Origin of the sequence: Serratia sp. JSRIV001, assembly GCF_019968745.1 — a bacterium.
GTDB lineage: Bacteria > Pseudomonadota > Gammaproteobacteria > Enterobacterales > Enterobacteriaceae > Chania > Chania fonticola_B.
In genome coordinates, this window is record NZ_CP074147.1 from 4,610,750 (window position 1) to 4,636,710 (window position 25,961).

The 25,961-nt window shown below is 56.6% G+C and carries 26 protein-coding genes; 9 read left to right on the top strand and 17 right to left on the bottom strand.

All coding sequences use genetic code 11. The annotated features are described in order from the left end of the window. Nucleotides 1-131: 131 nt before the first annotated feature. The 8 genes from KGP17_RS21355 to rppH form a co-directional block, all read right to left on the bottom strand. Entirely contained in the window at nt 132-485 is a 354-nt protein-coding gene (locus KGP17_RS21355) for a prepilin-type N-terminal cleavage/methylation domain-containing protein (protein WP_021806129.1), read from the bottom strand. Further along, nucleotides 475-921, bottom strand: a complete 447-nt coding sequence (locus KGP17_RS21360; protein ID WP_209554731.1) for a YgdB family protein — start codon at nt 919-921, stop codon at nt 475-477. Before KGP17_RS21360 ends, KGP17_RS21355 begins: the two co-directional genes overlap by 11 nt. A 2-nt stretch (nt 922-923) precedes the next feature. Further along, on the bottom strand, nt 924-1,496 hold the full coding sequence (locus KGP17_RS21365) for a prepilin peptidase-dependent protein (protein WP_209554730.1): 573 nt from the start codon (nt 1,494-1,496) through the stop codon (nt 924-926). Further along, nucleotides 1,484-1,987, bottom strand: a complete 504-nt coding sequence (locus tag KGP17_RS21370) for a prepilin peptidase-dependent protein (RefSeq protein ID WP_209554735.1) — start codon at nt 1,985-1,987, stop codon at nt 1,484-1,486. Before KGP17_RS21370 ends, KGP17_RS21365 begins: the two co-directional genes overlap by 13 nt. A 206-nt stretch (nt 1,988-2,193) precedes the next feature. Beyond that, complete coding sequence (thyA, locus tag KGP17_RS21375) at nt 2,194-2,988, bottom strand: thymidylate synthase (RefSeq protein WP_021179872.1); 795 nt, start codon at nt 2,986-2,988, stop codon at nt 2,194-2,196. Between the two features lie 6 nt (nt 2,989-2,994). After that, nucleotides 2,995-3,867: a prolipoprotein diacylglyceryl transferase gene (gene lgt / locus KGP17_RS21380; protein WP_021179871.1), complete on the bottom strand. Its 873-nt coding sequence runs from the start codon at nt 3,865-3,867 to the stop codon at nt 2,995-2,997. A gap of 195 nt (nt 3,868-4,062) precedes the next feature. Next, nucleotides 4,063-6,312: a phosphoenolpyruvate--protein phosphotransferase gene (ptsP, locus tag KGP17_RS21385; protein ID WP_021806133.1), complete on the bottom strand. Its 2,250-nt coding sequence runs from the start codon at nt 6,310-6,312 to the stop codon at nt 4,063-4,065. A 12-nt stretch (nt 6,313-6,324) separates the two neighbouring features. Continuing rightward, entirely contained in the window at nt 6,325-6,852 is a 528-nt protein-coding gene (rppH, locus tag KGP17_RS21390) for an RNA pyrophosphohydrolase (protein WP_021179868.1), read from the bottom strand. A 696-nt stretch (nt 6,853-7,548) separates the two neighbouring features. Between rppH and mutH the strand changes: the two genes are divergently transcribed. From mutH to KGP17_RS21405, 3 genes are all read left to right on the top strand, one after another. Then, complete coding sequence (mutH, locus tag KGP17_RS21395; RefSeq protein ID WP_021806136.1) at nt 7,549-8,229, top strand: DNA mismatch repair endonuclease MutH; 681 nt, start codon at nt 7,549-7,551, stop codon at nt 8,227-8,229. 126 nt (nt 8,230-8,355) lie between these two features. After that, nucleotides 8,356-8,574 (top strand): YgdI/YgdR family lipoprotein, encoded by a 219-nt coding sequence (locus tag KGP17_RS21400; RefSeq protein ID WP_059201658.1) that lies wholly within the window; start codon nt 8,356-8,358, stop codon nt 8,572-8,574. Between the two features lie 197 nt (nt 8,575-8,771). Continuing rightward, complete coding sequence (locus KGP17_RS21405; protein ID WP_021179864.1) at nt 8,772-9,812, top strand: NADP(H)-dependent aldo-keto reductase; 1,041 nt, start codon at nt 8,772-8,774, stop codon at nt 9,810-9,812. A 44-nt stretch (nt 9,813-9,856) separates the two neighbouring features. Here the strand turns inward: KGP17_RS21405 and lplT are convergent, their stop codons facing one another. After that, on the bottom strand, nt 9,857-11,047 hold the full coding sequence (gene lplT / locus KGP17_RS21410) for a lysophospholipid transporter LplT (RefSeq protein WP_059201660.1): 1,191 nt from the start codon (nt 11,045-11,047) through the stop codon (nt 9,857-9,859). Beyond that, on the bottom strand, nt 11,044-13,200 hold the full coding sequence (gene aas, locus KGP17_RS21415; RefSeq protein ID WP_223498289.1) for a bifunctional acyl-ACP--phospholipid O-acyltransferase/long-chain-fatty-acid--ACP ligase: 2,157 nt from the start codon (nt 13,198-13,200) through the stop codon (nt 11,044-11,046). The genes lplT and aas overlap by 4 nt, the downstream gene beginning before the upstream one ends. A gap of 471 nt (nt 13,201-13,671) precedes the next feature. On the opposite strand from aas, the gene galR reads away from it, so the two are divergent. Beyond that, nucleotides 13,672-14,691 carry an HTH-type transcriptional regulator GalR gene (gene galR / locus KGP17_RS21420; protein WP_021179861.1) on the top strand — a complete coding sequence of 340 codons (1,020 nt, stop codon included), beginning with the start codon at nt 13,672-13,674 and terminating at the stop codon, nt 14,689-14,691. Here galR and KGP17_RS21425 read toward each other — a convergent pair. Beyond that, nucleotides 14,688-15,143 (bottom strand): GNAT family N-acetyltransferase, encoded by a 456-nt coding sequence (locus KGP17_RS21425; RefSeq protein WP_223498290.1) that lies wholly within the window; start codon nt 15,141-15,143, stop codon nt 14,688-14,690. The genes galR and KGP17_RS21425 overlap by 4 nt on opposite strands. A 181-nt stretch (nt 15,144-15,324) precedes the next feature. Between KGP17_RS21425 and KGP17_RS21430 the strand changes: the two genes are divergently transcribed. After that, a complete protein-coding gene (locus tag KGP17_RS21430) occupies nt 15,325-16,332 on the top strand; it encodes a LacI family DNA-binding transcriptional regulator (RefSeq protein ID WP_223498291.1) in 1,008 nt (335 codons plus the stop codon). Here the strand turns inward: KGP17_RS21430 and lysA are convergent. Further along, a complete protein-coding gene (gene lysA, locus KGP17_RS21435) occupies nt 16,329-17,585 on the bottom strand; it encodes a diaminopimelate decarboxylase (protein ID WP_115159697.1) in 1,257 nt (418 codons plus the stop codon). The two genes, KGP17_RS21430 and lysA, sit on opposite strands and share 4 nt — an antisense overlap. 122 nt (nt 17,586-17,707) lie before the next feature. Between lysA and KGP17_RS21440 the strand changes: the two genes are divergently transcribed. Further along, nucleotides 17,708-18,631, top strand: coding sequence for a LysR family transcriptional regulator (locus KGP17_RS21440; RefSeq protein WP_209522713.1), 924 nt, complete (start codon nt 17,708-17,710; stop codon nt 18,629-18,631). Here the strand turns inward: KGP17_RS21440 and KGP17_RS21445 are convergent. Then, a complete protein-coding gene (locus KGP17_RS21445; RefSeq protein ID WP_021179856.1) occupies nt 18,628-19,536 on the bottom strand; it encodes a LysR family transcriptional regulator in 909 nt (302 codons plus the stop codon). The two genes, KGP17_RS21440 and KGP17_RS21445, sit on opposite strands and share 4 nt — an antisense overlap. 109 nt (nt 19,537-19,645) lie before the next feature. On the opposite strand from KGP17_RS21445, the gene KGP17_RS21450 reads away from it, so the two are divergent. The 3 genes from KGP17_RS21450 to KGP17_RS21460 all read left to right on the top strand — a co-directional run bounded on the left by KGP17_RS21450 (nt 19,646) and on the right by KGP17_RS21460 (nt 23,158). Next, on the top strand, nt 19,646-20,530 hold the full coding sequence (locus KGP17_RS21450; RefSeq protein ID WP_021806145.1) for an MBL fold metallo-hydrolase: 885 nt from the start codon (nt 19,646-19,648) through the stop codon (nt 20,528-20,530). An 18-nt stretch (nt 20,531-20,548) separates the two neighbouring features. Beyond that, nucleotides 20,549-21,187 (top strand): DsbA family protein, encoded by a 639-nt coding sequence (locus KGP17_RS21455; RefSeq protein ID WP_218518952.1) that lies wholly within the window; start codon nt 20,549-20,551, stop codon nt 21,185-21,187. A gap of 237 nt (nt 21,188-21,424) precedes the next feature. Continuing rightward, nucleotides 21,425-23,158 carry an ABC transporter ATP-binding protein/permease gene (locus KGP17_RS21460; RefSeq protein ID WP_021806147.1) on the top strand — a complete coding sequence of 578 codons (1,734 nt, stop codon included), beginning with the start codon at nt 21,425-21,427 and terminating at the stop codon, nt 23,156-23,158. Nucleotides 23,159-23,361: 203 nt separating this feature from the next. Here KGP17_RS21460 and agaF read toward each other — a convergent pair whose 3' ends face one another. From agaF to agaV, 4 genes are read right to left on the bottom strand one after another with little or no spacing between them, the layout of a single operon-like run. After that, on the bottom strand, nt 23,362-23,796 hold the full coding sequence (gene agaF, locus KGP17_RS21465; protein ID WP_094981498.1) for a PTS galactosamine/N-acetylgalactosamine transporter subunit IIA: 435 nt from the start codon (nt 23,794-23,796) through the stop codon (nt 23,362-23,364). A gap of 10 nt (nt 23,797-23,806) precedes the next feature. After that, nucleotides 23,807-24,700: a PTS system mannose/fructose/sorbose family transporter subunit IID gene (locus KGP17_RS21470; protein ID WP_024485029.1), complete on the bottom strand. Its 894-nt coding sequence runs from the start codon at nt 24,698-24,700 to the stop codon at nt 23,807-23,809. Further along, the gene (gene agaW, locus KGP17_RS21475; protein ID WP_021179850.1) at nt 24,690-25,469 is read right to left on the bottom strand and encodes a PTS N-acetylgalactosamine transporter subunit IIC; all 780 of its coding nucleotides are present in this window, start codon (nt 25,467-25,469) and stop codon (nt 24,690-24,692) included. Before agaW ends, KGP17_RS21470 begins: the two co-directional genes overlap by 11 nt. Nucleotides 25,470-25,483: 14 nt before the next feature. Beyond that, a complete protein-coding gene (gene agaV / locus KGP17_RS21480) occupies nt 25,484-25,960 on the bottom strand; it encodes a PTS N-acetylgalactosamine transporter subunit IIB (RefSeq protein ID WP_166733256.1) in 477 nt (158 codons plus the stop codon). Nucleotide 25,961: the final 1 nt, after the last annotated feature.

Here is a 25,961-nt window from a genome sequence, read left to right on the forward strand (position 1 = left end):
GGCTCCTTGGAAGCGAAAAAGGGCATTACCGGCGACATAGTTTTTCCTCACTCTGACTCCCTCCCAAAGAGAGAGGGAACCGATCGAGAACATCTCGACCAAAAGAGTCTGAGGTGGCACAACACCCCGTGCTACTGCCCGCAATACCAGCGACTGAGTTCAATCTGTTGGTGCAGCGGCGTTTGTATCTTCACCGTACGCCGCAGGCATGAGCCTTGCGCTTGGCGGGTTTCGACTTGGTAGTGCCAATTAGGCGGTAGCGATATGGCATGGCTTATTTCGGCACCGGCACTGAATATTTCCAGCTGTTGGTGCGCCAGCGACCAGGCCTGTCGATATTGCCACTGCCGTTGAAATGCCTGCAACATCACCTGCTGATAGTGTAACAGCCCGAGCAGCGAGACGGCGAACAACAATGCCGCGATCAACACTTCGGGCAGGCTGAAACCCCGTTGAGTTCGCCGGCCAGCTGGTTTATTCAGCACAGTCGCTTTCCCGCTTTTCAGGACAAAAATCCAGCCAGCCGCCTTTTTGCGCTTTCAGCAGATAGCCACCAGCCCCGCCTTGCTGTGTAGCCAGTTGGTATAGCCACAAGGGCTCCGCTCCCGCAACATCTCCAGCCCCACGCACCATTACCAGACCGGTACGGGCTGATAGCCGGGCGCAGGCTTGCAAAGCCTCACCGCTTAGCCGCTGACAGGACCAGTGGTTCGCCTGCAGAGACTCCCGTGGCCACGGCTGCGCCAGCCCCCAGTTTAGGGCCGAAGCCGCCTGGTTGTAGGCCCGCAGATAGCGCTGCTGATCGACGGCCAGCAGTAGCGCACTGTCCAATTGCCGCTGCTGGGCGGTGAGCAGCATCAGCCCCATCACCAGCAACAACATCACCGCAGCCAACGTGCTGCCCCCCTGCTGCCTATCCATCTCTAGGGTGCCTCCATGCTAACCGCCCACTCCAGGCGGCGTTCTATATTTGCCCGCACCGTTGAGCGGCCACTTAGGGTAAACAACATCAAGGACTTGCCATCGCGTCCCGCAATCTGGCTGACAGAAAAAGACTCAATCCGTACCTCTTCCTGATCCAGCAAGCGTTCCCAGCCGCTGCCCTGGCACTGGGTCACGCCGCTTTGCCCCTCCAGCCCGCCAGCCCGCAGGCGGTAACCAAAATACTCGGCATCGCCACCGCTGTCCCAGTTGCCATTGCGGTTAAGATCGTAGGCCACGATCACACAGCTGCCCGGCGCTTCCCCCGCTGCATGGCCAATCAGCAACGAGCGCCCCTGACACTGCCCGGCACAAAATCCGCTGCGGCGCAGATCCTTTTCAATCCCGAAAGCCAACTGGCGCAACACCAGATCCAACCGATAATGACGGCCCATATCAACCGTCTGCTGACGCAGCATCGGTAAGGTTTTCGCCGCCGCCAATGCAATCAGGCTGCCGAATGTCATCGCCAGCAGCACCTCCGGCAGGGTAAAACCTTGTTCTAGGGTTCGCATAAGGGCAGGCTCCGGATGGCAGTTTCTTCGCTGCACAACCGCAGCCGCCCTTTGGCAGACAGCACCAGACGTATGCGGCCAGCCGGATTGCCCAGCAGGATATGCCCGGCCTGCGCATTGTTGCGCACCCCATAAAATCCCATCTCCTTTTGGGTATAACCTTGTAACTCCACATTCAGGTGTTCTGGGGTAAAGACCCGGTCCGCCAATGCACTACAAGGTGCCACCTGCGGGCCGCTGCCTATGCACCAGATTTTCCCAGGCCGAAACCACAATAACGCGTTGCGGTTATGCCAGTTGGCATCGGCCTGTAAGCGCGTTAAGAATGCCAGCAGTTGCTGGGCGGTCTGCTCAAGCCGTAGCGCCTGTTGATAATGATGCCACTGGCTACCCCCCCAAGAGGTCAGCATCCCCGCCAGCACCATCACGATCATCAGTTCGATCAGCGTCAAGCCTTGCTGGTGTTCGGGGCTATTTTTATATCGGTTCATACGGCGAGTGTAATCAGCCAGAGGCACGATGAAAGGCACCTTTTCTCAGGCTGGCAAATGATACGCAGAATTTTTAGTTAGCAGGTAACAAGCTGGGGGAAGTTGAGTACGGCTTCGCATTTTTGGCAATGCAGCACGAGCGCAGCATGCGGCGCGCCTACTTTCAGTAGGCGTAAGAAAGAGGGCCGGATACGGCCCTCAGCAAATCAGATAGCGACAGGAGCCTTGATCGGCGGGTGCGGATCGTAGCCTTCAATCTCAAAGTCTTCAAAACGATAATCAAACAGCGAGGCTGGCTTGCGTTTGATCACCAGCTTCGGCAACGCACGCGGCTCGCGGGTTAATTGCAGCTGCGTCTGCTCCATGTGGTTGCTGTAAAGATGGGTATCACCACCGGTCCAGACAAAATCGCCCACTTCCAGATCGCACTGTTGCGCCATCATATGCACCAGCAACGCATAGCTGGCAATATTGAACGGCAGGCCGAGGAACACGTCGCACGAGCGCTGATACAGCTGGCAAGAGAGTTTGCCGTCCGCCACATAGAACTGGAAGAAGGCATGGCACGGTGCCAGAGCCATCTTATCCAGCTCACCCACGTTCCACGCAGAAACAATAATACGGCGAGAATCCGGATCCTGTTTCAGCTGTTGCAACACGGTGCTTAGCTGGTCAATCTCGCGACCATCTGCCGCGCCCCAGGCACGCCATTGCTTGCCATAGACCGGGCCAAGATCGCCGTTTTCATCAGCCCATTCGTCCCAGATGCTGACGTTGTTTTCGCGCAGATACGCCACGTTGGTATCGCCGTTCAGGAACCACAGCAGCTCATGAATGATCGACCGCAGGTGGCATTTCTTGGTGGTCACCAACGGGAAACCTTCCTGCAGGTTGAAACGCATCTGGTGGCCGAAAATCGACAACGTGCCAGTGCCGGTACGGTCGGCTTTAGGGGTGCCCTCGGCGAGCACTTTGTTCATCAAATCCAGATACTGTTTCATTTTTCCTCACGACTGTTGTTGCTGTGGACGACGACGATACGCCCAGATCATCATAATAATACCGGCGAGCACCATCGGCACGGACAGGATTTGCCCCATGCTGATCACCCCGTCAAACAGGCCAAGCTGGGCATCCGGCTGGCGGAACGCCTCGACGATAATACGGAACGTGCCATAGCCAATCAGGAACAGGCCCGAAACGGCTCCCATCGGACGAGGTTTGCGGATGAACAGGTTCAGAATGATAAACAGCACGATGCCTTCCAGCACCATTTCATACAGCTGCGACGGATGACGTGGCAACACGCCATATTCGTTGAGCAGCGGCAGCAGTTGAGGATTGGCGGCAGCGATGGCGATATCTTCCGGACGCGAGCTTGGGAACAGCATCGCCCAAGGTGTATTGGTAGTAACACGCCCCCACAGCTCGCCGTTGATAAAGTTACCCAGGCGGCCAGCGCCCAGACCAAACGGGATCAGTGGGGCAATAAAATCAGAAACCTGGAAGAAGTTGCGCTTGGTGCGACGGGCAAACCACAGCATCACCGCGATCACGCCAATCAGGCCGCCGTGGAATGACATACCGCCATCCCAGACTTTGAACAGGTAGAGCGGGTTATCCAGGAACAGCGGCAGGTTGTAGAACAGCACGTAACCGACACGGCCACCGATAAAGACCCCAAGGAAACCGGCATACAGCATGTTTTCCACTTCGTCTTTGGTCCAACCGCTGCCGGGCTTGTTCGCGCGGCGTACCGCCAACCACATGGCAAAAACAAAGCCAACCAGGTACATCAAACCGTACCAGTGCAAAGAGACCGGGCCGATAGAGAAAATCACCGGATCAAATTTTGGAAACGCCAGATAGCTAGTGCTCATCTATCACCACAATATGTCTGTTATTCATCCCCAAGCGGGGGCGGCAGGTGCCAAACGCGGTGCAAAGCCCGTGCAACGGGAGCACCGCATTGAGATGGCGCATCATAACATAGGCTTAACCACGTCCGGGCTTGCCGGCAGGGAAAAGTTCTGTAAAAAAATAGGTCAACGCTTAACGGGCTGGACAACGCCTAATCAACGGCCACCGCGGATCAGCCCCCCCATGCCACGCCGTTCCATAAACGCCGCTACCTGGTGGCGAACCTCGGTGGTCATCTGGGCACTCAATACCCGCTTGGCCAATCCTTGCGCGTCTTCAAGTTCGATATGGCGCAACAGATATTTGATCCGTGCGACGCTGCGCCCGTTCATGCTCAGATTGCGGTAACCCATACCCACCAGCAGCAGAGCACCCATCGGGTCTCCCGCCAGTTCACCGCACAGGCTGACATGCAGCCCGGCCGCCGTCCCCTGATCGATGATCAATTTCAGCACCTGCAACATGGCTGGATGCAGGCTGTCGTACAGCGAAGCAACGCGGGTATTATTACGATCCACCGCCAGCAGATACTGGGTTAAATCGTTGGTTCCTACCGAGACAAAATCGACGCGTGCGGCCAGATAAGGGATCAGGAAGATCATCGACGGCACTTCCAGCATGACGCCAATCCGCGGCTTGGGAATGTCGTATCCCAGCATCTCTTCCACTTCTCGCCCGGCGCGATCGATCAGGCGCTTGGCCTCGTCGATCTCTTCCAGGCTGGTGATCATCGGCAACAGGATCCCCAGATTGCCGGTTCCCGCATTGGCACGCAGCATGGCGCGCACCTGGATCAGGAAGATTTCTGGCTGATCCAGCGTAATACGGATCCCCCGCCAACCGAGGCACGGGTTTTCCTCGCTGATCGGCATGTAGGGCAACTGTTTATCAGCGCCGATATCCAGCGTACGCAGCGTCACCGGCTTGTGCGGATAGAAGAGTTGCAGCATGCCCTGATATTGCGCCACCTGCTCCTCTTCCGACGGGAAGCCACTTTGCAGCATGAACGGGATCTCGGTGCGGTACAGGCCAACGCCGTCCACGCGCGCACCCAGCAGTTGTTCATGTTCCGGGCTAAGGCCAGCGTTCAGCATCACCTGGATCCGCTCACCGCTTTTCAGCTCTGCGGGCTGTTCAACGTCGTCTTCTGCCAGCTTGCTGAGCTCCTGCTCTTCGCTGATCAGACGTTGGTATTCCTTCACCAGCACCGGTTCCGGATCGACCAGCAGCTCGCCGCGATAGCCATCAACAATCAGCATTCGCTGGGCCAACAGCGCAGGCTGGATGTCCGCCCCCATCACCGTTGGCACGCCCATGGCCCGCACCAGGATCGCGGCATGGGAGTTGGCGGCACCGTCCCGCACTACCACGCCAGCCAGGCGATCCTGCGGCACTTCGGCCAACAGGGTTGCCGTCAGCTCATCGGCGACCAGCACAAATCGGGCTGGCCATTGGCTGGCCCCTTGGGTGGTATCGTCGAGGTGGAACAGCAGACGTTGGCCAAGCGCACGCAGATCGCTGGCACGCTCGCGCATATAGGTATCTTGTAAAGTAGCAAACTGGGCAGCGAAGGCTTCAATTACCTGTTTTACCGCCCATTCGGCCACCGAACCGGCATCGATCTCCGCGTACAGTTCACGTTTGAGGCGAGCATCGTTGAGCAGGTGGGAATAGAGATCGAAGATCGCCGCGCTCTCTTTTTGCGAGCTGGCGCTAAAACGCTTACTGAAGCGGCGGAACTCTGCCCCAGCCTCTTCCAACGCCTGTGTCAGGCGTTCACGCTCGCTGACGGTATCCAGCGTGGAGGCTTTATACACCTGATCAAGTGAAGGTTGGCTGCTATCTAACCACCCCTCCGCCACTGCCACGCCAGGAGCCGCAGCCAGCGCCCGAATGCGGGTCTGGCGATACTGGCCAAAAATGGCGTTTAGCTGTGATAACGAGAGGATCCCGGCCATTTGGGTGGCCAGGGTAACCATGAAGGATTCTTCGCTTTCGTCAAACTGGCGCAGTTCACGTTGCTGCACCACCAACACGCCAAGCAACTGGCGGCGATGAATGATCGGCACGCCAAGGAAGGATCGGAAACGATCCTCTTTGACCTGCGGAATATATTTGAAGCTGGGATGGCTTTGGGCATCCGCCAGGTTGATCGGCTCTGCCCGCCGCCCGACCAGGCCGACGATGCCTTCGTCAAAGGCCAGGGCGATAGTTCGCCCACGGGGCTTTTTCAACCCGCGCGTCGCCATCAGGTAATAACAGCGGCGGTCGTTGTCTGCCAGATAGATGGAGCAAACTTCGGTGTCCATCGCCAGACAGGTTTCATTGACCAAAAGATCCAGCGCATCTGTCAGACTGGCCGCCGCGGCCACTTTCTCAACAATTTCTCGCAAGCGCGTGAGCATAGTCGGTTTGACTTAACCTCTCTTTCGGCGATAAGCAGGAGGCTGCCGCTGCGCTGCCAGTTCCTGCATAGGCATGACGGTTGCGGCAAACTCTTTCATAACCCGGCGGTACACGTCGCGTTTAAACGACACCACCTGGCGCACCGGATACCAGAAGCTCACCCAGCGCCAGCCGTCAAACTCCGGCGTACTGCTGCGCTGCATGTTGATATCCGCGTCATTGCACATTAACTGCAGCAGAAACCATTTCTGCTTTTGGCCGATACAAACCGGCTTTGTGTCCCAACGCACCAAACGTTTTGGCAATTTATAGCGCAACCAGTTGCGGGTTGAGGCCAGGATACGCACATCCTTTTTACTCAGCCCCACTTCTTCGAACAGCTCACGGTACATCGCCTGCTCAGGCGTTTCGCCAGGGTTTATTCCCCCTTGGGGAAACTGCCAGGAGTGCTGACCGTAACGGCGGGCCCATAGGACCTGCCCCTGACGATTACAGATTACGATACCAACATTCGGGCGGTAGCCATCATCATCGATCACCGGACTACCTCGATAAGCATAAATTCGTATTGATAACCTGATTGTTTCACACAAGCCACAGGCGGTAAACCACTGCTTTGCAGCGCTGTCGCTCGGATAACATTGGGATAACTCACAGATAATGGCAAAGTTATAAACATGTAACGAGGTTGGAGGGCGGTTTTATTCACTTTTTCTGTGGATAGGTGTGTGAAGAACTCTAGGGATAAGCCGGGAAAACTCAATTGAACTTAAAATCCGCCGTATTTTTAATTTTTTATTATTCCTTTAAATACAATGCAATAATGACTTAAACACAGTTATGAACAGGGTAAAAATGTGATCTATGCACGCTTTGGATCTTTCTCTGGCGAAAGATCCACCAATGCGGATTTTATCCACAGATTATTATACCCAGTGACCTATAAAACCGCCAAATTCGTAAAAAATGCCCCGCGTCAAGGCTGTAAATCAAACCAGTGATCGGCAAAAAGTTGGGTTATCCCAGAAATCTGTGGATAAATAGGTGTAAGATCCTGTTTATTGTCGGTGGCTACAGGTGCACAACCCCGCGATGAAATTTTTCTACCGCGATGGGGTAGCCAAAAAGTCATGCAAAATCATGCTACTATTGTTGTTTTCCCCAGCCTGCTTTTCCCTTTTAAGGCTGTGAGTAAATTCGGTACATTTTTTAACCATAATGCATAGGTCTGATTTATGGCGTGTTTATCCCCGCTGCCGCCAGAAAACGAGCAGCAATTATTAGCCCGTGCCCAGGCGCTGGCTGGCTTTAACCTTGGTGAACTGGCAGCTCGTGCGCAGGTCAGCATTCCCAAGGATCTCAAACGGGATAAAGGTTGGGTCGGCATGCTGCTGGAGCTCTATCTGGGTGCCATGGCGGGCAGCAAGCCTGAACAGGATTTCCCAGAGCTGGGCATTGAGTTGAAAACCATCCCGGTCGACGCCGCCGGTAACCCGCTGGAAACCACTTTCGTCTGCGTAGCCCCGCTGACAGGCAATAGCGGCGTCACTTGGGAAAGCAGCCACGTACGCCACAAACTGGCACGCGTGCTGTGGATCCCGGTGGAGGGTGAACGACAAATCCCATTGGCACAGCGCCGCGTAGGTTCCCCGCTGCTGTGGCAGCCCAATCAGGAAGAAACCGAGATGCTGCGCCGGGATTGGGAAGAACTGATGGATCTTATCGTGCTCGGCCAGGTTGAGCGGATCACTGCCCGCCATGGCGAAGTGCTACAGCTGCGGCCAAAAGCGGCCAACAACAAGGCACTGACCGAAGCCACCGGCGAACAGGGCCAACCGATCCTCACCTTGCCGCGCGGCTTCTATCTGAAGAAAAACTTCACCCGGGCGCTGCTGGCCAGGCACTTTACGCTTTGATTAGCCCTGCGCATCCTGATTTCACCGTCATTTCTCCTTACACAGATGGGATACGTCCGAAAGCCATCTTTGGCAGAGTTTGCTACTCTATTAGGACAATTATTCTAGGTATATAAGGTGTTCGGCATGAAAAAGTGGGTAATGGCTATTTCCGCCCTGATGATGGTCGCCGGATTAGCAGGCTGTTCCAGCGACTATGTGATGGCCACCAAAGATGGCAATATGATCCTCACGCAGGGTAAGCCTAAAATCGATAAGGATACCGGCCTGATCAGCTATCAGGACGAGCAAGGCAAGCAGCGTCAGATTAACGGCGATCAGGTCTCGCAGGTTATCGAGCGTTAATCCCAGCCCCCGCATCTTCCTGACCCCTGACGGATTATCAATCAGGGGATTAGCCCTGCCCTCGGCTGTTATATTCCACTTTCACCATCTTCTTAGCTTGGTTATAGTCAAGTAAGGCGTGTTACGCCGTTGGATCTCTGGCTGCTGTTTTACCGGGCATCACGCCCGTAAGCGCTAACATTGAAGGAAGGCCGTTAATGCAATACCACCGTATTCCCCACAGTTCTTTAGAAGTGAGCGTGCTGGGACTGGGCACCATGACCTTTGGCGAACAAAACAGCGAAGCCGATGCCCACGCACAGCTGGATTATGCATTAGCCGCTGGCATCAACCTGATTGATACCGCAGAGATGTATCCAGTGCCACCGCGCCCGGAAACCCAGGGGCTGACAGAGCAATACATTGGCAGTTGGATCAAAGCGCGCGGCAACCGCGATAAAATCGTGCTGGCAAGCAAGGTCTCCGGGCCGATCCGGGGTAATGACGCTGGGATCCGCCCACAGCAGGCGTTAGATCGCAAAAATATCCGCGCTGCCCTGGATGCCAGCCTGAAACGGTTAAACACCGATTATCTGGATCTGTACCAGCTACACTGGCCGCAGCGCACCACCAACTGTTTCGGCAAGCTCAATTATCAGTACACCGATGAGAAAGCCACCATCCCGCTGTTGGAAACTCTGGAAGCGTTAACCGAGCAGGTCCGGGCCGGCAAAATTCGCTATATCGGCGTCTCTAACGAAACCCCTTGGGGCGTGATGCGCTACCTGCAACTGGCAGAAAAACACGAACTACCGCGTATCGTCTCGATCCAGAACCCCTACAGCCTGTTAAACCGCAGCTTTGAGATTGGTCTGGCGGAGATCAGCCAACATGAGGGTATCGAACTGTTAGCCTATTCCAGCCTGGCCTTCGGTACGCTGTCCGGCAAATACCTCAACGGTGCCAAACCGGCCGGGGCACGCAACACACTGTTCAGCCGCTTTACCCGCTACTCTTCAGCCCAGAGCCAGGCGGCGATCGCCGAATACGTGGCGCTGGCGAAAAAGCACGGTCTGGACCCTTCACAGATGGCATTGGCATTCGTGCGCCAGCAGCCGTTCGTTGCCAGCACCTTGCTGGGTGCCACCACGCTGGAGCAGTTGAAGATAAATATCGACAGTTTTGACGTGGTGTTGAACGAGGAAGTGTTGCAGGCTCTGGAAGAGATCCACAGCCGCTTCACCATTCCAGCACCATAAAGACTATAGGGGCACAGCATGCTGTGCCCCTATGTATCAAACCGTTAGGCTTTGGAGCGGAATTGAGATATCCACAGGACGGTGATGGCAAGGCCGAACACGACGCCAAAACCGATCCCGACGCCGATCACCGGCACACCTAATTTGACCACCGAAGAGTAGAGGCCAAGCATCAGCAGCATGGCGGTGTTTTCACCCAGGTTCTGTACCGCAATGGCATTCCCCGCCCCAACGGAGCGTTTGCCCCGCTCTTGCAACAGCGCATTCAGCGGCACCACAAAGAAACCACCCAGCACACCAATCACCAGCAGCACGCCATAAGCATTCAGCATGCTGGTTTGCACGGCAAAGAAGGCTACGGCGATGCCGATCAGGATCCCGGCAGGCATACAACGCTTAACCGTTTCCAGCGTCACAAAGCGGGCTGCCGCCCCGGCCCCGACCACGATACCTATTGCCACCATCGCGTTGAGCATGGTTGGCGTGGCGTTATCGCTAATGCCCAGCGCCACCGGCACCCACAGCACCAGCAGGAAGCGCAGGGTAACCCCAGCGCCCCAGAACAGGCTGGTACCAATCAGTGAGAAACGGGTTTGCCCATCGCGCCACAGCACCACGCAAGCGTTGAAGAAAGTGCTCCCCATGACGCGTGGGTGCCAGGAGGCCACCTTATGGGCAACAGGCAAGCGCGGGATGTACAGGTTGGCAACGACTGCCGCGCCGTAAACCACGGCACACACCGCCAGTGCAGCTACAATATGCCAGTCTGCCAGCAGGCCACCGGCTACCGAGCCCACAAGGATGGCGGCAATGGTGGAAGCTTCCATCAGCCCATTGGCCTTCACCAGCTTATCGCCGCTGGTGATCTCACCCAGGATGCCGTACTTCGCCGGTGAATAAGCCGCCGCCCCGATGCCGACCAGGGTATAGCCCAGGAACGGGTTCAGCCCAAAGCAGATCACCAGCGCACCGGCCAGCTTCAAGCCGTTGGCGACCATCATCACCCGGCCTTTGGAGAAGCTGTCGGCAATTTGGCCGACAAACGGAGCCAGGATGATATAGGTGGCCACGAAGGCCATTTGCAGTATCGGTTGGCTCCAATCGGGGTACATTTGCTGTTTGATCAGCGCCAGGGTAGCAAACAGCAAGGCGTTATCGCCGAAGGCCGAGAGAAACTGGGCACAGATCACCGCGATCATCGAACGTGACAGCAGTGGGGAATCAGTTGCATTCATGATGCCTTCTCCGGCTGTTCAGCCATTTGGCGCAAAGTAACGAAATCCGGTTTGCCGCTGCCCAGTAACGGCAACGCCTTCACCAGGCGAATATCACGCGGCACCGCCAGCTCCGGGGTGCCCTGCTCACGAGCCACCCGCAGCAAGCTATCACGGGTAATGCTGGCGTCGTTGGTGAACAACACCAGCGCTTCGCCTTTGCTGCTGTCGCTTTTCACCGTGGCCGCATGCAGCCCTTCCGGCGACAGGCGCACGGCCAACTGTTCCACGCTCTCCAGCGAGATCATTTCCCCCGCCAGTTTGGCAAAGCGCTTCACGCGGCCACGAATGGTGCAATAGCCCTGTTCGTCGAAGCTGACAATATCACCGGTATCGTACCAGCCAGCTTGCAACACGCCGTTTTCGTCCTCGGCTGCCGGAGTTTCCAGTTCGCCTGGGCGTTCAACCCGCAGGTAGCCCTTCATGATGTTCGGGCCTTTCAATTGCAAACGGCCACCGTTATCGATCCCGGCCATCTTAATCAAACGTGCTTCCATCTGCGGCATAATGCGGCCTACGGTGCCAACTTTGGCCGCCAGAGGCACGTTGATCGACACTACCGGAGCACACTCAGTGACGCCGTAGCCTTCTAAAATGCGGATGCCGTATTTGTCCTGATAAATCTGTTTGGTGCTTTCGGCCAGCTTCTCGGCCCCGGCCACGACATAGCGCAGACGGGCAAAATCGTAAGGATGGGCGAAACGGGCGTAGTTGTTGAGGAAGGTCGCTGTCCCAAACAGCACGGTGCAGTTACGGTCATAGACCAGCTCCGGCACCACGCGATAATGCAGTGGGCTTGGGTAGAGGAATACCCGGCTACCGGTCATCAACGGGGTGATCAACCCAACCGTCAGGCCGAAAGAGTGGAACAGCGGCAGCGAGGACATAAAGCGATCGCGCGGGGTGAAATCCGCAATGGTTCGGATCTGCTCCACGTTCGCCAACAGGCTGGCATGGGAATGCACCACGCCCTTGGGATGGCCTTCCGAGCCGGAGGTAAACAGGATCAGCGCCGCATCTTCTGGCTGCTGCGGCACCATGGCCTTTTGTGGCTGGAACAGGTGACGCAGGATCCACAGCTTATCGTCGCGGGTGACGGTATCTTTCAAATCTTCCAGATAAACCCAATTGGCTTCCGGCACCTGCTCTGGCAGGTGAGTCAACTTGCCCTTTTCCAGGAACTGGCGCGAGGTGACGATGGTTTTAATGGTGGCCGCGGTCATCGCGCTTTTCAGCCCGTTCACACCGGCGGTGTAATTGAGCATCGCCGGAATACGGCCCCGCAATGAAGCGCCAAAGATGGCGGCAGCGGTAATAGTGGCATTGGGCAACAGCAGGCCAACATGCTCTTTCGGCGCGGTAAAGCGCTCCAGGATGCGGCTGACGCCCAGCGATTTTTTAAGCAGCGTATGATAGCTGTCTTCCTTGAAACCTATGTCTTCGATGCAGGGCTTGAAGCGCCCATAACGATGCTGTGCGGCCAACAGCGCGCCGAACAGGGTTTGCGGTTTGAGGGTATCCATGCGCGCCTGCATCATGATCTGATGCAGCCTGTCACCGGCCAACTGCCGGCGTTGACTGGCTTTTGGCGCGTCTGGCATCGGTAAAGTGGTTGGCGGTAGAATGCTGATGGTGGTCTGTGGGAAGGCGCGGAGTTTATACACCCCGGCCATACGGCCAAACACGCTGAACTCCGGGCCATCGATACGTACCGGCACGATGGTGGCGCCAGATTTGGCGGCGATAAAGGCCGCCCCGTCGTAGACCTTCATCAATGAACCGGTCACCGTAATGCGCCCTTCCGGGAATACCACGATCGGCCTGCCCTGTTCAACCATGCGCACCAGATGCTTGATGGCCATCGGTTTGGTGGGATCCAGTGGCACAAAATCGATATAAGGCTTCAACCAGCGCATAAACCAACGTTCGGAAATGCTGGAGTAAACGGCAAACACCGGTTTGATCGGTAAGAACAACGCCAGCAGCGCGCCATCCATGAAAGAAACGTGATTCGGGGTGATCAGCAGTTTCTGCTGCTCAAAATACCTGGCGTCGCCTTCGACACGAACACGAAACAACAGGCGAAACAGTGCACGTAACACGGTATATATCATCCCACTCTCCCTCGGGGTTGATGGCCTTAAAAATTGTCTGAGGAAGAATACTATACGGCAGGCAAAAAAAAACCTACGCATCCGCGTAGGTTGGTGCAATTGAAAATGGCTTCAACATACAGAGTATGCCGATTGCTCACCAATCAATACCTCTGGGACAGTCAATTTACCCCGCCACGCCAAACTCTCGCCAGCGGCCAATCGCAACAGTCCGGCGCAAAGTGTAACCAGCGATGTAGTTTTTCCTTTGATAGACATGGTTTTGAAACTATTGAAAAACCTCAACCAACCCGGATCGTTGGGGCACCGCACATTGCGCCCGTTAACCCTGGATCCGCTTGGGGTGAAAAGGTGAATTTAAAAGCCATAAATGCAACGCTCACCACAAGTTAGCGATACCAGCCCTTGCGGCGCGCGATTTTTTCCGCAAAACTGAGGGATGTAAGCGATTACCCAGGAAGTGTTGCAGATATGGCCACGATTAAGGATGTTGCCAGGCTGGCGGGTGTTTCCGTCGCCACGGTGTCCCGCGTAATAAATAACTCCCCAAAAGCCAGCGAAAGTTCACGAACCGCCGTGCTGGCCGCCATGGAAGGATTGCAGTATCACCCCAACGCCAATGCCCGTGCGCTGGCACAGCAATCCACCGAAACCCTGGGCCTGATTGTCTCTGACGTTTCCGATCCCTTCTTTGGTGCCATGGTAAAAGCCGTGGAGCAGGTGGCCTACGCCACGCATAATTTTCTGCTGATTGGTAACGGTTACCACAATGCCGAAAAAGAGCGCCAGGCCATTGAGCAACTGGTGCGCCATCGCTGTGCGGCCTTGGTGGTGCATGCCAAGAAGCTGACCGACGATGAGCTGACCGTCTGGATGCGCCAAATCCCAGGCATGGTGCTGATCAACCGAACGCTACCTGGGTTTGAGCCCCGCTGCGTAGCGCTTGACGATCGTTACGGTGCCTGGCTGGCTACCCGCCATCTGATCCAGCAGGGCCACCAGCGGATCGCCTTCATCTGCTCCAACCATCAGATTTCAGATGCTGCCGATCGATTGCAGGGCTACCTGGATGCATTGGAAGAACACGGTATTGCGGTGGATGAGAAGCTGGTTGCCTACGGCAAGCCGGATGAGATTGGCGGCGAGCAGGCCATGACCGAGTTGCTGGGCCGTGGTAAGCAGTTTACCGCCATCACCTGCTATAACGATCCGATGGCCGCCGGGGCGCTTTCGGTGCTCAGTGATAACAGCGTGGACGTTCCTGGCCAGATTTCGCTGATTGGTTTTGACGACGTGCTGATTTCCCGCTATCTGCGCCCACGCCTGACCACTATCCGCTACCCGGTGGTGGCGATGGCAACGCAAGCAGCAGAGCTGGCATTAGCGTTGGCCAACAACCAGCCGCTACCGGAGATCACCAATATGTTCAGCCCGACGCTGGTCCGCCGCCATTCGGTCGCCAGCATCAATAACGCTTTCGATCAGAGCTAATCTAGCCGGCGGTGGTATAGGCGCACGGGGCGATCCGGGTACTCCAGCGCCTCGCCGATGTGCTGCCAGCCATGGCGTTCGTAATACCCGCTAAACTCGGCATACAGATACAGCTCCTTGAACCCGGCCCGGCGGCTGTACTCCTGCACATATTGCTGGAGCTGCAACCCCAGCCCGCTGCCGCGCTGGCTCTCTTCAACGTAAAGCGCGGCCAGCCACGGCGTTAAATCCTGGCGGCTGATCAAATCACAGCGCCACAGCCCCACGGTGCCTACCGGCTGGTCATCCAACAGGGCGATAAAGGTGATCGGCAAACCTTCATGCCGCAGGCTGCTGGCCACCACGCTGGCAAAGAATTCCCGGCTGTTTTCGCTGCCAAACGCCTGCCACTGCCAGTCGATAACCTGTTGCTGATGCTGCGGATAGTCCGCCAGATGCACAATACGAAACACGCTAATCCCCTCTGAAAAATGCCTTAATGCCAGCACCGTCAGTTTACGCCAATCAATGCATGGGTGCCCCAACAACATAGGTTGCTGAATTTGTAGGGGTCGAACATGTTCGAGCCGATCTCACCCTATGCTAGACTCTGCACTATTTACCGCAGCGGACGTTAAAAGAGGGTAGCCATTGATGATCACCATGTTGGATGTTTCCATGCGCGCGGGGGTGTCCAAAGCGACGGTTTCCCGCGTTTTAAATGGCACCGGCCAGGTGAAGAAGAGCACGCGTGATGCGGTGTTCAAGGCAATGGATGAGCTGGGCTACCGGCCGAACTTTCTCGCCCAATCGCTGGCCAATAAAAGCTCCAACAGCATTGGGCTGGTAGTGTCCAATTTTGACGGCCCCTACTTTGGCCGTTTGCTGCGCCAGGCCGCCAAACTGGTCGAGGCCAGCGGCAAGCACCTGATCGTCACCGACGGCCACGACACGCCAGAAGATGAATTGCAGGCGGTACGGCTGCTGGCGGATCGCCGCTGCGACGCGATTATCCTGTACACCCGCTTTATGAGCGAAAGCGCCCTGATGGAGCTGCTGGAAGACCTGCCGGTTCCGGTGATGATCATTAACCGCGATCTGCCGCAGGCCCGTGAACGCTGCGTGTTCTTCGAACAGCAACAGGCCGCCTTCAACGTGGTGGATTACCTGATCCGTCAAGGGCACCGTGAGATCGCCTGCATCACCGGGCCTATTGATACCCCCACCGCCCAATCCCGCTTGGCGGGTTATCGTCAGGCGTTGGAACGCCACCAGGTTGCGTTCAATGATGCCTTGATCACCAACGGTGATAGCAGTGTACCCGGCGGATACCTCAGTTGTAAGGCACTGCTGGCTAGCAGCAACTCCTTCAGCGCGCTGTTTGCCAGCAACGATGATATGGCCATCGGTGCGATGAAGGCCCTGCACCAGGCTGGCAAACGCCTGCCTGAGGACGTTTCGCTGTTTGGTTTCGACGATGAGCCAAGCGCCGCCTATCTGCAACCGGCGTTGTCCACCGTCTACCTGCCGATCGACGCGATGATCGAAGCGGCGATCGCCCAAGCCCTGCGTCTGATCAACGGCGAAGCGCTACAACCGCTAACGCCGTTTGTCGGTGAGTTAAAACTGCGTGAGTCCGTGGTACCTGGCCCCTACGCTTAAATTAACTCCAGCCCGATCAATTCTTCAATCGTCTGACGGCGACGGATCAGCCGAGGCTCACCGTTTTCAAACAGTACTTCCGGCAGCAGCGGGCGACTGTTGTAGTTGGAGGACATCGACGAGCCATAGGCCCCGGTGTCATGGAACACCAGATAATCCCCGACCCGCACCTGCGGCAACGGACGGGTTTCAATACCGCCACCCGCCTGCTGGGTAAACACATCACCTGACTCACACAGCGGCCCGGCAATCACGGTGTCTTGCAGCGATTGATGATCAGTATTGCGGCCGTCGGCAGGCAGTAGGGAGATATGGTGATAGCTGCCATACATCGCCGGGCGCATCAGATCGTTGAACCCAGCGTCTACCAGGACAAAGTGGCGGCTGCCCATCTGTTTTACCGAACGCACTTCGGCCACCAACACGCCCGCTTCCGCCATCAGGAAACGCCCCGGCTCGATTTCCAACTTCACCGGATGGCCCAGATGTGCGGCAACTCGCTCACGTGCACGGTTCCACAGGCCGTAATAGTGTTCGGTATTAATCGCCTCTTCCCCTTGCTGATAAGGGATAGAAAGGCCGCCACCGGCGGAAATCGCCGTAATGTCCTGCCCCAGTGCAATCACCTGCTGCACCATGGCATCACACACGCGCTCCAGGTGCTGGTAATCCACCCCGGAACCGATGTGCATATGCAGCCCGATCAGTTTCAGTCCGTATTGCTGCACCTTGGCGACCGCCTGCGGCAGATCGGCATACCAGATACCGTGCTTGCTGTTTTCACCGCCGGTATTGGTTTTCTGGCTATGGCCGTGGCCAAAACCAGGATTGATACGTAGCCACACCGGATGCCCGGCAGACACCTGACCAAGCTGTTCCAGCATATCGATAGAACCAGCGTTGACCGGGATTTTCAATTCGCTGACGCGCGCCAGCGTGGCGTGATCCAGCACATCTGCGGTAAATACGATATCCTCGCCACCCGGCTCAAAACCGGCTTTTAACGCGCGCTCAATCTCACCCAGCGACACCGAATCCACCTTGACGCCCTGCTCGCGCATCAGGCGCAGAATATGAATATTCGAGCAGGCTTTCTGGGCAAAACGGATCACGTCAAAGTGCTGCAACTGGCTGATACGCTGGCTGATGATATCTGCATCATAGGCCCAGACCGGGCAACCAAAGCGTGGGGGCAGCGCCAGCAGATTGGCGGCGTTCAGGGCGGTAGAGGTGTCGTTCAAGGCGCGTGGCATGGTTCGGTTCCCATAATCAAATTTTCCACCATCATGCCGCAGCAGCCTCGGTGTGAAAAATATCTATTTCGCCATAGTCTATTCATTTATGATATGGCTTTCCCTCTCCGTGGAGTTTCGCCATGTACGCCATTACCCTACGCCAGATTGAAATTTTTCACGCGGTGATGACCACCGGAAATCTGACCGAGGCGGCGGCGCTGCTGCAAACTTCACAACCGACCGTCAGCCGCGAACTGGCCCGCTTCGAGAAGCTGATCCAGCTGCAACTGTTTGACCGCGTACGTGGCCGTCTTTACCCCACAGTGCAAGGTTTGCGGCTGTTTGAAGAAGTGCAGCGTTCTTATTACGGCCTGGATCGCATCAAGAATGCAGCGGCAGGTATCCGGCAATTCCAGCAGGCGCAGCTTTCCATTGCCTGTCTGCCGGTGTTTTCCCAATCGCTGCTGCCTGCCGTGTGCAAACCTTTTGTCGATCGTTACCCGGAAGTGAGCTTCAGTGTGATCCCACAGGAGTCACCATTGCTGGAAGAATGGCTTTCGGCACAGCGCCACGATCTGGGCCTGACGGAGAATACCCTGACGCCCGCTGGCACCGAGCGCATGACGCTGCTGACGATGAATGAAGTGTGTGTGCTGCCTGCCGGGCACCCAATGCTTGCGAAAAGCACGCTGACGCCGCAGGACTTCAACGCAGAAAACTTTATCAGTCTGTCGAGCACCGACAGCTATCGGCAACTGCTGGATGCATTGTTCCATGAGCAAGGCATCGAGCGCCGGATGGTGATGGAGACCCACAGCGCCGCCTCGGTCTGTGCGATGGTCAAGGCCGGAGTCGGCATCTCGATCGTCAACCCACTGACCGCGTTGGATTACGCCAATAATGGCGTTCATGTGCGGCCCTTCAGCGTCGAGGTGCCATTTACCGTGAGCCTGATCCGCCCGCTGCACCGCCCCTCTTCCGCGCTGGTCACGGCCTTTGTGCAGCACTTGCAGCAGCAGGCGCAACAGTTGCCCGCCCGCCTGGCTTCCGTGATCCAACGCTAACGCAGCGTGGCACGCCAGCCAGGATCGGTGGCAAACCATTCCACCAGGAAGTCCAGCATGGTGCGCAACGTGGCGGGCATTTGGCGGCGCGAAGTGTAAATGCCGTAGATCCCCATCGTTTGTGACAGATACCCCGGTAACAGTTCCACCAACTCCCCCTTTGCCAACAGTGGCGCAGCGGAATAGTAAGGCTGCATGGAAATCCCCGCTCCTTGCAGCGTTCCTGCCAACAGCACCACCGACTCGTTGGCGCTGAGGTTACCGCTGACTGCCACCGCCGACTTCACACCCTGCTCATCAAAGTGCCACAGGCTTTTACCAAAGTAGGAGTAGGTCAGGCAGTTGTGCAGAGCTAAATCTTGCGGGTGACGCGGGGTGCCATGAGCGGCCAGATAGGCTGGAGACGCGCAGATCACCGAAGCGCAGTTGGAAAGCGGCCGAGCAATCAGATTAGGATCCAACTCATTGGTGATGCGTAGCGCCAGATCGATCCGTTCTTCCACCAGATTGACCGCCCGGTTATCCATTTGCAGGTCCACAGCAACCTGAGGATGACGTTTCAGGTACTGCGCCACCGCCCCCACCAGCGCCGTTTGGCCGAGCGATTGCGAGCAACTGATGCGTAACAGGCCGCGTAAATCATCACTCTGCTCATTTTCGACCAGATCGATATCTTTCGCTACCGCCAGCATTTGGCGGCAACGTTCCAAGGTGCGCTCCCCGGCATCGGTCAGGCTGAGCCTACGCGTAGTACGGTGCAACAGCCGTGCGCCAGCCCATTGTTCCATCTGCGCCAGATAGCGCGTCACCATAGCCCGCGACATCGCCAGGGTATCCGCAGCCGCAATCATGCTGCCGCGTTCGACGATAGTGACAAAAACCTCTGCAGCGGTAATGCGATCCATGATTCGCTCGATTTACGCAATTAATAATTGCTTATTATCCGGTTTTTCTCTCGTTCTATGCAACCTATCATCTGGCCAACGACAACAAATACCTAAAAGGCACCTGCACATGTTTAAGAAATCATTACTGACCCTGGCCGTAACCGGCTTCGTTTCATTCAGCACCTTCGCCAATGCAGCTAATACGTTGACCCTGGAAGTGTATAACCCTGGCGAAAAGAGCGTATTCCCGGTCTCCTCCGAGATTGTCAGCGGCCCACACGAAGTGGCGCTGATCGATGCCCAATTCCAGCGTAACGACGCGCAGGAACTGGTGAAAAAGATCAAGGCCACCGGTAAGAAGCTGACCACGGTCTACATCAGCCATTCGGATCCGGATTTCTATTTCGGCCTGGACGTGATCAAAGCCGCCTTCCCAGAAGCAACTATCATTGCTTCACCGGAAACGATCAAAGCGATCAATGCGACCCAGGCAGGTAAACTCGCCTATTGGGGCCCCATCCTGAAGGAGAATGCACCGAAAACCGTGATCGTGCCGCAGCCGTTGCAGGGCAGCAGCTTTAGCATCGATGGCCAGCAGGTCGAAGTGAAAGGCCTCAATGGCCCAACGCCAGACCGCACCTTTGTGTGGATCCCATCGTTGAAAGCCGTGGTGGGTGGTGTGCCGGTAGCCGGTGACAATATTCATCCGTGGATTGCGGATAATCAGACCATCGAGTCACGCGCTCATTGGCAGCAAACGCTGGAAAGCATCAAGGCGCTGAAACCGCAGGTAGTGGTTCCGGGGCACTTCCTGCCGGGAGCGGCGCAAACGCTGGAGTCGGTGACCTTTACCCACAATTACCTGACCACGCTGGAAAGTGAGTTGCCAAAAACCAAGAATTCCGCGGAACTGATCGCGGCCATGCAGCAGCACTATCCAAAGCTGCAAGATGGTTCTAGCCTGGAACTGAGCGCCAAAGTGCTGAAAGGCGAAATGAAGTGGCCGCAGTAAAGCGGTAGGAGCAAAAACATGACGACCCTGCATTACATTTTCGATCCGCTGTGCGGCTGGTGTTACGGTGCAGCACCGCTGGCCAAGGCTGCCCAGGCTATTCCGGGCCTGACCGTTGCCCTGCACGCCGGTGGCATGATGACCGGCAATGCCCGCCGAACCATCAACGAGGAATGGCGCAATTACGTGATGCCCCATGATAAACGGATTGCCGAGCTAACCGGCCAGCCCTTCGGCGACGGTTACTTCAACGGACTGCTGCGTGACACCACGGCGGTGATGGACTCTGAGCCACCGATCGTTGCGATCCTGGCCGCTGAACAGCTCGCTGGACGGGGCCTGGATATGCTGCACCGCATTCAGGAAGCTCACTACCGGGAAGGACGACGTATTGCCGATACGCCGGTGTTGGAAGCGCTGGCGAGTGAGCTGGGCCTGGATCCTGCTGCCTTTATTGCCGAGATGCGTTTGAACAGCGGCGCGCCAACGACACAGCATATCGCCGACAGCCGCGCACTGCTTGCCAAAGTCCGAGGGCATGGCTTCCCGACCTTTGCCCTGGAGGATACTCAAGGGCGGCTATCCCAGATCCCCGTGCAGGAGTATTTGGGGAATGTTGAAGGCTGGAAAGCCTTGCTGAAAGATGCCGTGAAATAAATCTGTCGGGGCGAGCACATGTTCGCCCCGAACATAGTTGTAACAATTTCATTATGTGTTGTGATTTGCCGCCGCGCCAAAGACGCCCTCGCCTTACGCTACTCAACGTTTCTTGCGCTCGTTTTATCTCCGCTGTATTGCAAATAATGAGCCACGTCAAAACTGCTTACATGTGGCGGTTTGTTTGTTACCAGCCTCGTGCCCATGCTAGAAGAAAACGATACCTTCTGGATTTTCATGAACACGAGCACCACACAAAAACGGGCCGTCTGGCAGTTGATCAAACCCTTTTGGGTTTCGGAAGAAAAATGGCGCGCCTGGGCGATGCTGATCGCCATCGTTGGCCTATCCCTGGGGCTGGTCTATATCAGCGTGCTGATCAACCAGTGGAACCAAGTGTTCTATGATGCCCTGCAGAATAAAAACTACCCGGTATTCAAAGCCCAACTGTGGCGCTTTACCTATCTGGCGTTGGCTTTCATCGTGCTGGCGGTCTACAAGATCTATCTGACCCAGGGCCTACAGATGCGCTGGCGGCGCTGGATGACGGAAAAATTTATGGGCAAGTGGCTGGCGCATCAGGCCTATTACCATACCGAACAGCAGCAGATTATCGATAACCCCGACCAACGTATCTCCGACGATCTCAACGTCCTGACCCAGTACACCTTATCTTTGTCGCTCGGCCTGCTCTCCAGCCTGGTGACGCTCTGTTCGTTTATTACCATTCTCTGGCATATCAGCGGGCCGATGACCTTTGTGATCGCCCAACATACCATTACCCTGCCCGGTTATATGGTGTGGTTTGCCCTGCTGTACGCGGCGCTGGGATCGTTGCTGATCTGGTGGGTCGGCAAGCCGCTGGTTATGCTCGGTTTTAATCAGGAACGCTATGAAGCGAACTTCCGTTTCGGGCTGATCCGTATCCGTGAAAATAACGATGCCATCGCGCTGTATCACGGTGAACCACGTGAGAAGCAGCAGCTAAGTAACCGCTTTGAAGCCATCCGCAGCAACTGGTGGTCGATCATGCGTATCACCCGGCGGCTAAATATCGCCAGCAACTTCTACGGCCAGTTTGCCATTGTCTTTCCGCTGCTGGTGGCGGCACCACGCTATTTCTCCGGTGCGATCCAGATGGGCGGGCTGATGCAGATCTCCTCCGCGTTTGGCCAGGTGCAAGGCTCGCTGTCGTGGTTTATCGACGCGTTTTCCAATCTGGCCACCTGGAAAGCCTGCGTTAACCGTCTGGCTGGCTTTAACGCGGCGGTGGACGAAGTCCATAACCTGACCCGCGGCATCAGCCTGCAACAGGAAGACCACTCACCGCTAATGCTGCGCGATGTTGGCCTGACGTTGCCCGATGGACAGCCGCTGTTAAGTGCGGCAACCATGACGCTGCAACGCGGCGAGCGCGTGCTGGTCGTCGGCCCTTCTGGCTGTGGTAAATCTACGCTGCTACGTGCGATTGCCGGGATTTGGCCTTACGGTTCTGGTGAGATCGGCCTGGATAAACATCTCACTACGCTGTTCCTGCCGCAGCGCAGCTATATCCCGATCGGTACGCTGCGTGAGGCGCTAAGCTATCCACACCAGGATAAAGACTACAGCGATGAGCAGTTGTTGAAAGTCCTGGAAAACTGCCGGCTGAAGCACCTGCAACGCTGGCTGGATACCAGCGCCAACTGGAGCCATCGGCTTTCACCGGGCGAGCAGCAGCGGTTGGCGTTTGCCCGCGCGATCCTTACCCGCCCGGATGTGCTGTTCCTGGATGAGGCCACCAGCGCGTTGGATGATGAAACCGAGCAATTGATGTATTGCCTGCTGGTTGACGAACTGCCGGAGGTCACGCTGGTCAGCGTGGCACACCGCAACAGCGTGGCGAAATATCATCAGACCTGCTGGCGTTTCAGCCGCGACGAACATGGCCCGGCCCAGATGGCGCTTAGCCCGTTGCCGATACCGAGTTAGCCTCAACATACCCCTCACCCTAACCCTCTCCCACAGGGAGAGGGAACCGATCGAGTTTAACTGAAAGTATCGTGACCCTTCATAAGCATCGACTGATCCACCTTGGATAAGGAGTGCTCGAGGTTGCTGATATGATCTCTATACTGCCAAAAGAGCAGGGGCTATCAACTCCCTCTCCCTGTGGGAGAGGGTTGGGGTGAGGGTCAAATCCCATCAGCCTCGGCGTTGGCGCATTTCACCTTACGCCGCTCATGCCACAGGCTGGTCAAACCGCGTTTGCCGCAGGCCAGCGCCATGTCACGGAACTCGATCAGGCTCAGCCCTTCGCGCTCCAGCATCATTTCGGCAGCCAACTGCATATTCACCCCGGTCAACACCTCACAGTTGCCATGCGCATCGGCCAACTCGCAGGCACTACGGAAAGGCGATCCCCCCAGCATATCAGTAAGGAAAACCACGCCGTCCGCTTGTTCTACCGCTTGCAGCGCCGCACTCAATGCGACTTTCAGCTCCGCCGTCCCCATATGGACCGGGAAGTCCACCGCGATACAGGCAGGCTGTTCCCCTACCACCTGCTCTACCGCCTGTAGCAGGCCACTGGCGAAACCGCCGTGGCCGGTAATGACAATTCCTGGCATGTTCTCTTCCTCACAGTAAACCGATAAATTTACCCACTACGCCAATCACCACCGTCACACCGATCAGTTTCACCGGTGAGAAACCGCGCTTCATCAGGAAGAACACCAGCAACGTGAAACACAGCGGTAACAGGTTGGGCATCAACTTATCGAGCACGTCCGTTTGCAACGCCACGGTGGCCTTACCGGCATGCATGATCAGCGGCGTGGAAAGATGTACATAAGAGGCCACCAGCGCGCCGATGACCGTCATGCCCACGATTGACGCCGCATGGGATATTCGTTTGGTATGGGTTTTCAACAGCGTCAGCGCACTGGTGCCCGCCTGATAGCCATAGTGCGCCAGCCCAAAGCGCAGCCCGAAGTGGAACACGTTGAACAACAGCAGGAACACTATCGGCCCGAACAGGCTGCCTTCCAGCGCCAGAGATGCCCCGATGCCCGCACAAATCGGCAACAGCGTCAGCCAGAATAGCGCATCGCCAATGCCTCCAAGCGGCCCCATCAGCGCCACCTTCACCGCTCGAATGGTGGAGACTTTCTCCTTGTTTTGCTCCATCGCCAGCACCAGTCCCGAAAGGAAGGTGACGTCGAAGGGATGCACGTTGATAAACTCCATATGCATCTTCATCGAATTCGCCAGATCCTGAGGATTGCGGTGGATCTTGCGCAAGCCAGGGATCAGGGTGTACAGCCAACCACCGGCCTGCATACGTTCATAGTTGAACGATGCCTGCAGCAGCAGCGAGCGCCAGGCCATGCGGTTAATATCGCTACGCGTCAGCGCTTCTGCTGGCTGGCTATCAACATAGTCATCCTGCTCTACCTGGCTGGTGGCCAATGCCTGTTCCAGGCGTTTTGCTGCCTTTTGCGCCAGCAGATCGTCAGAATCATCAAATGCCATCTTCGGCGTCCTCCGGTTGAACAGGCTTTCTGGTCACGTCCGCATCTGCCCGTTGACTGTTAAAGAAATCGATCAGCGCGATCGCCAATGCCCCCAGCGCCACCGCCAGGATCGGCAGCTTAAGGAACGTCACCGAAATAAAGCCGAGGATGAAATACGCCACGTAGGTTTTCTTCATCATCACTTTCATCAGCAGTGAGAAGCCGATAGCCGGCATCATGCCACCCGCCACCGCCAGCCCATCCAGCAGCCAGGTCGGCGCTTTCTGCACCATGGCACTGGCCGCATCGGCACCGAAGTAGATCGGCAAAAACGCCACCACAAAGTAGAAAACAAACAGGATGCTGATGCCGAGGTAGTTCACCCGCTCAACGCCGCGCCAGTTCAGTTCCTGCACCATGCGATCGCAGCGGTGCATCATGGGTGAAAACGCGGTGAACAGCAGCGTGATGCAGCCCTGTACCGCAATGGCGAACGGCACCGCCACGCCAATGGCCACCTTGGGATCGGCCTTGGTGAGGATGGCAAACGCCGTGCCGACTACCCCGCCGATCACCACGTTAGGCGGTTGCGCACCGGCCAGCGGCACCATGCCCATCCATACTAGTTCCAGCGTCCCGCCCACCAGCAAGCCGGTGGTGACATCCCCGAGGATCAGGCCAACCAGCGGCCCCATCACTACCGGGCGGTGGAAGTGGGTCAGGCCGTCGAACAGGTCGACCCCGGCCAACCCCGCCAGCAATGCAATCAATAACGCGTCAGTTAACATGCTTCCCCCTGCGCTCAAGCGAGCAGTTTGCCTATCGCTTCACCGGCTTCATCCGGCACCCGGCGCACCTCGCAGGCTACGCCCAACGCCGCCAGCTCACGAAAGGCGGCAATGTCATCGTCATCCACCGAGACCGTTTTGTGGATTTGCCGTTTTCCTGCGGCGAAGTGCATATTGCCAACGTTGACGAAGGTGATGGGTACCCCGCCTCGCACCAGCGTCAATACGTCCTGCGGCGTTTTACACACCAGAAAAATCTTTTGCCGATCCGCCGCCTTATGGATCACGTCGATGGTTTTTTGCAGGGTGAAGTACCGAGTCTGCACGCCTTCGGCTACCACCATGTCCATCAGGTTTTGCTGTACCGGATCGGCAGCGGCGTCATCGTTGGCCACCACCACCAGATTGGCGCCCAGCGTGTTAGTCCAGGTCACCCCGACCTGGCCATGCACCAGGCGGTTATCGATACGGGTCATCAGAATATTGGGCATA